This window comes from Pedomonas sp. (genome assembly GCF_036515995.1).
Taxonomy (GTDB): domain Bacteria; phylum Pseudomonadota; class Alphaproteobacteria; order Sphingomonadales; family Sphingomonadaceae; genus Pedomonas.
Genome location: NZ_DATBUP010000042.1, coordinates 1 through 8,593, shown reverse-complemented (window position 1 = coordinate 8,593; position 8,593 = coordinate 1). Strand labels below are relative to the sequence as shown.

General features: G+C 65.0%; 9 protein-coding genes. 3 read left to right on the top strand and 6 right to left on the bottom strand.

Translation table 11 applies throughout. The annotated features are described in order from the left end of the window. Window positions 1-363: class II aldolase/adducin family protein (locus VIG90_RS03530; protein WP_331592059.1), on the top strand; the 363-nt coding region annotated here is incomplete at its 5' end. A 170-nt stretch (window positions 364-533) separates the two neighbouring features. Further along, entirely contained in the window at window positions 534-1,058 is a 525-nt protein-coding gene (locus tag VIG90_RS03525) for a cytochrome b (RefSeq protein ID WP_331592058.1), read from the top strand. A gap of 70 nt (window positions 1,059-1,128) precedes the next feature. On the opposite strand, the gene VIG90_RS03520 is transcribed toward VIG90_RS03525, so the two are convergent. The 3 genes from VIG90_RS03520 to VIG90_RS03510 all read right to left on the bottom strand — a co-directional run bounded on the left by VIG90_RS03520 (window position 1,129) and on the right by VIG90_RS03510 (window position 4,688). Beyond that, window positions 1,129-1,470, bottom strand: coding sequence for a DMT family protein (locus VIG90_RS03520; protein ID WP_331592057.1), 342 nt, complete (start codon window positions 1,468-1,470; stop codon window positions 1,129-1,131). A gap of 107 nt (window positions 1,471-1,577) precedes the next feature. Then, on the bottom strand, window positions 1,578-2,240 hold the full coding sequence (locus VIG90_RS03515) for an enoyl-CoA hydratase/isomerase family protein (RefSeq protein WP_331592056.1): 663 nt from the start codon (window positions 2,238-2,240) through the stop codon (window positions 1,578-1,580). Between the two features lie 279 nt (window positions 2,241-2,519). Further along, window positions 2,520-4,688, bottom strand: coding sequence for a S9 family peptidase (locus VIG90_RS03510; RefSeq protein ID WP_331592055.1), 2,169 nt, complete (start codon window positions 4,686-4,688; stop codon window positions 2,520-2,522). Window positions 4,689-4,880: 192 nt separating this feature from the next. Here VIG90_RS03510 and VIG90_RS03505 point away from each other — a divergent pair, with 192 nt between their 5' ends. Continuing rightward, the gene (locus tag VIG90_RS03505; RefSeq protein WP_331592054.1) at window positions 4,881-5,537 is read left to right on the top strand and encodes a glutathione S-transferase family protein; all 657 of its coding nucleotides are present in this window, start codon (window positions 4,881-4,883) and stop codon (window positions 5,535-5,537) included. A gap of 104 nt (window positions 5,538-5,641) precedes the next feature. Here VIG90_RS03505 and VIG90_RS03500 read toward each other — a convergent pair whose 3' ends face one another. The 3 genes from VIG90_RS03500 to VIG90_RS03490 form a co-directional block, all read right to left on the bottom strand. Continuing rightward, window positions 5,642-6,148, bottom strand: a complete 507-nt coding sequence (locus tag VIG90_RS03500) for a DUF2497 domain-containing protein (RefSeq protein ID WP_331592053.1) — start codon at window positions 6,146-6,148, stop codon at window positions 5,642-5,644. A 203-nt stretch (window positions 6,149-6,351) separates the two neighbouring features. Further along, entirely contained in the window at window positions 6,352-7,728 is a 1,377-nt protein-coding gene (locus tag VIG90_RS03495) for a TolC family outer membrane protein (RefSeq protein ID WP_331592052.1), read from the bottom strand. Window positions 7,729-7,831: 103 nt separating this feature from the next. Then, complete coding sequence (locus VIG90_RS03490; RefSeq protein WP_331592050.1) at window positions 7,832-8,485, bottom strand: protein-L-isoaspartate O-methyltransferase; 654 nt, start codon at window positions 8,483-8,485, stop codon at window positions 7,832-7,834. Window positions 8,486-8,593 lie beyond the last annotated feature (108 nt).

The window sequence follows — 8,593 nt, the reverse complement described above, 5'->3', positions numbered from 1 at the left end:
GTGCGCTGGGACACCGCCTACCACGAGTATGAGGGCGTGGCGACGGATCTGGACGAGCGCGAGCGGCTGGTGGAGCACATTGGCGACAAGCACGTGCTGATCCTGCGCAACCACGGCACCCTGACCGTCGGGCGCACGGTGGGCGATGCGTTCCTGCGCATGTATTTCCTGGAGCGGGCCTGCGCGGCGCAAGTGATGGCGCTTTCCGCCGGGCCGCAGGGGCTCTACACGCCGCCGCAGGGCTCGCCCGAGAAGGTGGCCGGACAGGCGACCGGCGACAACATCGCCATGCTGGCCCAGTTCCTCGCCTGGCCTGCGCTCCTGCGCAAGCTCGACCGGATGGACCCGAGCTACAAGGATTAAGGGAATCTCGACGCAGCGGACCTGCCCGGAAAGCGGCGGCAGCACCGCTTTCCGGCACGAAGACCTTTTGTGCGACGGAAAACTGTATAGAAACTCGTATAAGATCGGTAACGACGTGCCGCTTTGAGCGGCTCGTGACCTGCTGAAGAGCTGCTGCTGGAGACTTGCGTATGCTGAAGGACACGCCGACCCGCTACGGGACCCTGACCCGCCTGATTCACTGGACCATGGCAGCCCTGGTCGTGCTGCAGTTCCTGAAACTGGGCGACCGGGTGAACGATGGCGAGCACTGGATCGGCCAGACCATCGTGCCGCTGCACGGCTCGCTCGGCATCCTGCTGCTGGCGCTCATCGTGGTGCGGCTGGTGTGGGGCATCAAGCAGAGCAGCCTGCGGCCGCAGTACGAGGGCCTCCAGCGCATCCTCGCCAAGGGCGGGCATGGCCTCTTGTACCTGTGCATGCTGCTGATGCCGCTCTCGGGCATGGCCCGGCCGCTGGGCGCAGGCTATGGCCTCAAGATGTTCGGCACCCAACTGGTGGAGGGCAACGGCGAGAAGACCGAATGGCTGCTGGCGTTCAGCCAGATCCACAGCCCGCTGAGCTGGTTGTTCGTGGCGCTGGCGATCGGCCACATCGGTGCCGCGCTGTACCACCATTTCGTGCTGAAGGACGGGACGCTGGCCCGCATGGCCTGACCTGCCTCATCACAGTTTTGATCGAAAAAGCGCCGGTGCCCCAAGGGCCCGGCGCTTTTTCGTTGGGCGGCTACTTGCTGAAGATGAGCACGCCGGCAACGACGATCAGGACGAAGCCCGCCGCCTGCTTCGCCGTGATGGGCTCGCCCAGATAGGCCCAGGAGAACACGGCGAACACGAGGAGCGTGATGATCTCCTGCATGCCCTTGAGCTGGGCGGCGCTGAAGGTGGCGTGCCCCATGCGGTTGGCAGGTACCTGCAGGCAGTATTCGAAGAAGGCGATGCCCCACGAGATGAGGATGACGGTCCACAGCGGTGCGGCCTTGAACTTGAGGTGACCGTACCACGCGAAGGTCATGAACACGTTGGAGGCGATGAGCAGGCCGATGGCGGCGTAGGCGGAAGTCGGCATGTAGATGGACCCGACGATGAACAACCGAGCTGGCGGTTACACCCGAACCGGCTGCTTGGGAAGCGGATTAGAAAGACGAGATTGAACGCCCCCGCGCCCGGTCCCCCTCACCCCTTGAGCAGCGACTTGAGCGCGAGGAAGCCCGGCTGGGCGACCAGGCCCTGCGCGCGGCCGATGGCGACGGCGAGCAGCTCGGCGGGCGAAACCAGGCTTTCGGCAAGGCCAAGGGACAGGGCTTCGTTGAAGGAGAACGGGGTATCGCTGAGGCTGAGGCGGCGCACGGCGACCGGGCCAAGCTCACGCTCCAACAGATCAAGCGCCAGCTTGGGGAATACCACTTCCCCTGCCGCATCGAGCAGGCCGAAGCTGGCCCCGGCATCATCCGCGAACAGGCGCACGTCCGCCGCCAGCGACAGGATAAGGCCAAAACCGTGCACCGGGCCGTTGACGGCGGCAACCACGGCGGTCTCCAGCGCCTGGATGTCTTCAACCAGAGTGGCGACGATGCGGGCCAGATCTTCCCGGCCGCCTTCGCTCATAGCGGCAACACAGGGCGCGGACAGGCCCGTGCAAAACATGGTTCCACTTCCGGTGAGAACGATGCCGCCGACGGGCGGCGCTTCGGCGAGCTGGCGCACGGCGCGGGACAGGGCCGCCAGCGCCACCCGGTCCAGCGCATTGCCGGGCGGACAGTTGAGGGTGAGGATGGCGGTGTCGCCTTCACGGCGCACCATGACCGTTGACTGGGATTCAGTCCGTGGTTCCGTCATGCCGTATCCCCCGCCGATTACCAACTCGCCCGCCGCGATCTATCCTAGCGTAACGATCTCCCAAACCATTTAAATTATTCACAAAAATCCGCAACGTCAAAACACGGTGCAGATGGGTGGGAGCCGCACGCGCCTGCCCTGCCCTGATATCCTGCCACCGGCATCGCCCCTTGGGGAACGTCTGACCGGCGGGTTCTGCACCCTCGTCTACAAAACAAAAGGGCTGCCGGAGAAAACCCCGACAGCCCCTTGTTTTTAAACTTCTATTTCCGATCGCGATCAACGGCCCGTGGTGGCTGCGGAACCGGACTTGGGAGTCTCTCCCGACGTCCAGCGGTTCAGCCATTCCAGCACCTCGCGGTTCCACTGAATGCTGTTGGCGGGCTTTAGGACCCAGTGGTTCTCATCCGGGAACACCACGAGACGGCTGGGGATGTTGCGGCGCTGGAGAGCGGTGAAGGTCTTGATGCCCTCCTCCAGCAGCACGCGGAAGTCCTTCTCGCCGTGGATGACGAGCATGGGCGTCTGCCAGTTCTTCACGTGGTGAACCGGGTTGAACTTCTCATAGGCGTCCGGGTCATCGTGGTAGGGCTTGTTGCCGTGCTCCCACTCGGTGAACCACAGCTCCTCGGTGGCGTAGGCCATGTGGCGGTTGTCGAAGATGCCCGCGTGGTTGACGATGCAGCTGAAACCGTCCGGCCAGTTGCCCGCGATCCAGTTCATCATGTAGCCGCCGTAGGAGCCGCCGAGCGCGCAGGCCCGGTTGCCGTCAAGGAACGGATACTTAGCAAGCGCAGCCGCCCAGCCCTTCTGGATGTCCTCGAACGGCTTGCCGCCCCAGTCTCCGGTGATGCTGTCGGTAAAAGCCTGGCCGTAGCCGGTGGAGCCGTGGAAATCGACGGTGATCACCGCGTAGCCCGCGCCTGCGAAGACCTGCCGGTTCCAGCGGTAGTTCCAGTCATTGCCGAAGGTCGACTGGGGGCCGCCGTGGATGAGGTAGGCGACCGGGTACTTCTTCGAGGGATCGAAGTTGGCCGGCTTGATGAGGTAGCCGTACACGTCCTCGCCGTTCCAGCCCTTGAAGCTGAACTGCTCGTACTCGCCCATGGCGACGTCGGCGAGCTTGTCCTTGTTCACCTGGGTAATCTGCTCGGCCTGAACGCCCCGGTGCGGGAAGCGGAAGAAGTCCGCCGGGCTGGACAGGGTGTGGGCGCTGAACACGATGTCCTTCTTGCCGACGGCAACCTCGGAGACCGTGCCCTTGCTGTAGAGCGGAATGGCGCGGCCGGTGTTCGCATTGATGAGGAACAGCGGGGTCTTGCCCACGTCCCCGGCCGTGGCGATGAGGCCGGTGCCGTCCGGCTTCCACTCGAAGCTGGCGATGGAGCGATCCCAGTTGCCGGTCAGCGCCCGGGTCTGGCCGGTGGCCAGATCCATCAGCATGAGGGTGAGCTGGTCGGCCTCGAACCCGGGGCGCTGCATGGCGAGATAGGCCAGCGTCTTGCCGTCCGGCGACACGCGGGGATGGGTGTCGGTGGCGTCGTTCGCGTCCGTCAGGTTGCGCGGCGCGGCCGAGCCGTCCGCAGGCGCCGCGAAGATGTCGAGGTTCGTCGACAGCGGCTCGATGCGGCCTGCCTCGCGCAGGGCGAAGTAGAGCGTCTTGCCATCGGGCGAGAAGGTGATCTCCTCCCCGCCGCCGAAGGGCTTGGACGGGGTATCGCCGATCAGGCCCTGCGAGACGAGGGCGACCGGGCCGCTGGCCTTGGCATCGCTGAGCGCGACGGTGAAGAGCTGCGAGCGGGTGCCATCGGCCCACGTATCCCAGTGGCGGATGAACAGCTGGTCATAAGTCCTGCCGGTTTCAGGATTATTCTCCTTCTCGGCATGGCGGCTGGCCGTGCACTCCAGGTCTGCCTTGCAGTCCGGGAACACGTCCGCCCAGAAGGCGATGCGATCACCGGCGGGCGACAGATGGTAGCCGCCGACATCGACCGGGAAGCTGGTGACCGGCTGGGCCATGCCGCTGGCGAAGGTGTAGCGCCACACCTGGCTGGAGCCCGACCGGCTGGACAGGAAGAACAGGTGCTGGCCGTCAGACGACCATTGCGGCGCGGAGTCACTGGTGGCATCGGCAGCGATGCGGCGCGGCTCCGCCCCCTTCGCGGTCAGGTCCAGCACGAACAGATCGGTGCGGCCCTTGTTGGCCGCCATGTCGGTTTCGCGCATCACGTAGGCGAGCCACTTGCCGTCCGGCGAGAGGGCCGGTTCGGACACGCGGTTGAGGGTGACGAGATCAGCCGCGGTGAAGCCGCGCGATGCAGGACGGGCTTCGGTTTTGGCAGCAGTTGCCGGGGCGGCGATCGCAGCGCCCGCGGCAACGCCGGTCAGCGCCGAGCCAAGCAGGGCAGCCGCCGCAAGACGGCGGGCAAGCACGGTTATTCGGGACATGGGTTTCCCTTCAAAGGTCAAGCTTTGGCGTGAACTATAAGGCGAAAGTTCCGGGAAGGGAAAGACCGGGGACAGCAGCCTGCGCCAAACGGTGATGCAGTCTTAGACTTTGCCCGCTGGCGAGATCGGGCTTGCCTGTCGTGGATCCTGAAAGCGATGATGCACCGGCGTGAGCAGAGGGAGATGCGGGAAATGGCTGATCTGGTTCTCACCACCTTCGATTGGGTTCCCGAACTGCCACGGGGCCATGTGCGCGACATTCGGGTGCGCTGGGCGCTGGAAGAAGCCGGCCTGCCCTACCGCGTCGAGACCGTGCCATTCGGCGACCGGAGTGCCGAGCACATATCCCACCAGCCCTTCGGGCAGGTGCCGTGGCTGGTTGACGGGGACATCTCCATCTTCGAAAGCGGCGCAATCCTGCTGCATCTGGGAGAGCGCAGTGACGCGCTATTGCCGTCCGATCCGCGCCGCCGCAGCGAGGCCAAGACATGGCTGTTCGCCGCGCTCAATTCCGTGGAGGCGGCCAGCCTGCCATGGTCGCTGTTCGTGTTCTCCGGTTTCAGCAATGATACGCCGGAATGGAAACGCCTGGACTCCTTCCTGACGCTTCGGCTTCAGCGCATGGAACCGGTACTGGCAGGACACGAGTGGCTGGCCGGTCGCTTCTCCATTGCCGACATTCTGATGGCGGATGTGCTGCGCCTTGTCGACCGGTTCGACGGGCTGACGGATTATCCTGCCTGCCGCGCCTATGTGGCGCGCGCCACGGCGCGCCCGGCCTTCATGAAGGCTCACGCAGACCAGATGGCGCATTTCGCGGCAGCAGACAGCGCTAGGCAGCCCGGGTAATCGGGCAAACACGCAAAGGGCCCCATGTGCCAACGCCCACGGAGCCCTTTATTCAAATAACTTTGTAAATCAAACGCTTGCGAGCGAACTCTAACGCCCCGCCCCTACTCGCCAGCCACGCGGCCGGTGATGCGGGCGACTTCGCGGGCGACGGTGCGCTCGACGATCTCGGGCAGGTTCGCGTCCAGCCATTCCTTGAGCATGGGGCGCAGCATTTCGCGCACCACACCTTCCAGCGTGTTCTCGCTGCCCGGGTAATTGCGCACGAGCAGGCCCGAGAGCGAGTGAAGGGTTTGGGTGGTGGCCGCCACCGTCTGCTCGGAGACCAGGCTTTCAGTCATGGGAGGAACCTCGGGCTGATACGCAACAGAAGCCGGAGCTTCGACGGACTCGGTGAGCTCGAGGACGTCCTCGTCCTCCTCGCCGATGTCTTCGAAAATGTCATCGATGGATTGCTGGGACACCGGCTCCGGCTTGGGCGCGGGCGCGGGCTCTGCCGCCTTTGCCGGCTCAGGTTTTGCAGGCTCCGGCACCGCCTCACCCTCTTCGGAAATGATGCGGCGGATGGAGGCCAGGATTTCCTCCATAGTCGGTTCTTTGGACTCGGCCATCGTCAGCCCCAGTTCCCCTAAAAGACGTGCGCCGCGACCTTACACCGTCGCGGCGCCTGCGTCATCAATCCCGATTAGAGCCCTTTCCGATCTGATTGCATCAGATCGCGGCTCTAAACTCTTTGTTGATCGCACTTTCTTAAGCGCAGGGTGTGCCACCCTGCTCGAAAGCTGCTCTAGACGCATCACAACTCCGGTCGACCTCAATCCCAGCCGATGAGGCGGCCGCGCGACCGCTTGTAATGTTCGGTCGGGTCATAGACATCGACCGGCAGGCCCAGATCCTCGGCGGTCAGGCGGCCCATGGAGGCCAGCAGGGCGTAGGCGGCGACATACTGGTCGCGCTGCGCCCGGACCAGCGACACGCGGGCGTTCAGCAGTTCCTGCTGGGCGTCGAGCACGTCGAGGATGGTGCGGGAGCCGACCATCTGCTCCTGCGTCACGCCTTCGAGCGCGATCTCGCTGGCGCGAACGGCCTCGGAGGCGGACTGGATGGTGGAGCGGGCCGTGCGGAGCTGCTCCCACGCATTGCGGGCCTCTTCCGTCACCTGCCGTTCGGCAGCGGCTATCTCCAGCAGGCGCTGGCTCTGGATCTGCTGGGCCCGGCGCACGGCGGCATATTCTGCACCACCCTGATAGAGCGGGACGGTCAGCGTAGCGCCAACGGACGTGCTGGTGCGATCGCTGCTGCCCGTGACGGTGCCGGGGAAGTCATTGTCGAGGCCGCTGCGCGAGAAGCCGCCGTTGTCACGCCACGTCACGCCTGCGGAGGCATCGACCGAGGGCAGCACGGAGCCCTTGTTGACAGCGACGTTGTAGCGCTGGGCCTGCTCGTCATAGCGGGCGGCGAGCAGGACCGGGCTTTCCTCAACCGCCACAGCGATGGCTTCGTCGGCCGTGGGCGGCAGCATGGGAACTTCCGGTGCCGGATCGAGCGTGCCGGGCAGCTGGCCGACCACGCGGCGATAGGCCTCGCGGCTGGCGGTCAGCGCGCCTTCGGCGGCGGTGCGATCGCTGATAGCCAGCGACAGGCGCGATTCCGACTGGGCGACGTCCGTGCGGGTCAGTTCACCTACCTCGAACCGGTCGCGGTTGGCTTCCAGCTGGCGCTGGAGCACTTCCACCTGATTCTGGTTCAGGCGCAGCACCGCCTCGTCCCGCACCACATCCATGTAGGCGGTGACGACCTGTTGCAGGATCGTCTGCTCGCTGGTGCGCAGGCGCTCGCGCTGGGCCAGCACCTGACTGTCGGCCGCGCGGACCGAGTTGCGGGTGCGGAAACCGCGGAACACCGGCTGGTTGACGGTTGCGGAGGCCGACTTGGCCGTGGTGGCCCCGCCGGACGAACCGCTTTCGTCCGCCCGGTCAATCCCCGCCTGGCCGCTGATGTTGGGGCGGTAGCCGGAGACGGCCGCCGCCACGTCTTCATCGACCGCGCGCAGGGCCGCCCGCTGGGCCGCCAGATCCGGGTTTGACGTGTAAGCCTTCGCCAAGGCCTCCGTCAGCGTTTCCGCCGACGCCGGCGCATGGGCAAACGCCAGCATCGCCGAGGCCATAAGCAGCACTTTGCGGTACTTCATAAACAATAGAGTCCTTGCCACCCCGTTGGGCCGCTCCTGCTACGCCGGGCGGCCGGACACTCCACGCTCAGAACACGTCAGTTACTCGGAACTCAGCAGGCGTTCAGAACACAAAGGTTTTCGGCTTTTCAAACCCGGGCAGAAGCGGCACTGCCGCATCCATGAAATCAAATACGGCGAAACTGCCCCCGCTCCTTCGGCCGATCACGCCTTTTCCGACGCCGCCCAGCACCTGAACCGCGGCAAGGCGACCGCCTTCCTTCATCTGCTCGATGATGGCAGCCGGAACTTCCTCGACCGCGCCGTCGATGAACACCAGATCATAGGGCGCGTCGGCCGCATGACCGGCGGTCAGCGCACCCTCGACGAACGAGACGTTGGTGATGCCCAGATCCGCCAGACGCTCCCGCGCAATCGAGATCAGCTCGGCATTGTCTTCCACCGCGACCACGTTGCCGCCCAGCAGCGCCAGCAGCGCGGCGGTGTAGCCGGTGGCGGAGCCGATCAGCAGGATCTTTTCTTCCGGCGCCGGTGCGGCTTCCTGAATGAGACGGCCCAGAACCATGGGCTCCATGAGGAAGCGGCCCGGCGCAATCGGCAGGTCCTCGTCCACATAGGCGAAGGCGCGGCGCTCGGGAGCCACGAAATTCTCGCGCCCAATGGTGCGGAAAGCATTCACGACGCGATCGTTGATGACACGATTGGTCCGCAGCTGGCTTTCCACCATGTTGGCCCGGAGCTGTTCGGCAGTCGGCATGAGTTCTTCGTCCCAGATTAGAGTCTTGCGCGAGGCTTATAGTGCAGCCTCATGAAACCTGGCAACCAATCCACCACGGATTTGGCAGGGAATTTATGCCGCAGACAA

Bases quoted from the DNA above. Each gene is read 5' to 3' on its own strand.
- VIG90_RS03525 (WP_331592058.1), top strand. From the start codon at position 534: ATGCTGAAGGACACGCCGACCCGCTACGGGACCCTGACCCGCCTGATT.
- VIG90_RS03520 (WP_331592057.1), bottom strand. From the start codon at position 1,470: ATGCCGACTTCCGCCTACGCCGCCATCGGCCTGCTCATCGCCTCCAAC.
- VIG90_RS03515 (WP_331592056.1), bottom strand. From the start codon at position 2,240: ATGACGGAACCACGGACTGAATCCCAGTCAACGGTCATGGTGCGCCGT.
- VIG90_RS03510 (WP_331592055.1), bottom strand. From the start codon at position 4,688: ATGTCCCGAATAACCGTGCTTGCCCGCCGTCTTGCGGCGGCTGCCCTG.
- VIG90_RS03505 (WP_331592054.1), top strand. From the start codon at position 4,881: ATGGCTGATCTGGTTCTCACCACCTTCGATTGGGTTCCCGAACTGCCA.
- VIG90_RS03500 (WP_331592053.1), bottom strand. From the start codon at position 6,148: ATGGCCGAGTCCAAAGAACCGACTATGGAGGAAATCCTGGCCTCCATC.
- VIG90_RS03495 (WP_331592052.1), bottom strand. From the start codon at position 7,728: ATGAAGTACCGCAAAGTGCTGCTTATGGCCTCGGCGATGCTGGCGTTT.
- VIG90_RS03490 (WP_331592050.1), bottom strand. From the start codon at position 8,485: ATGCCGACTGCCGAACAGCTCCGGGCCAACATGGTGGAAAGCCAGCTG.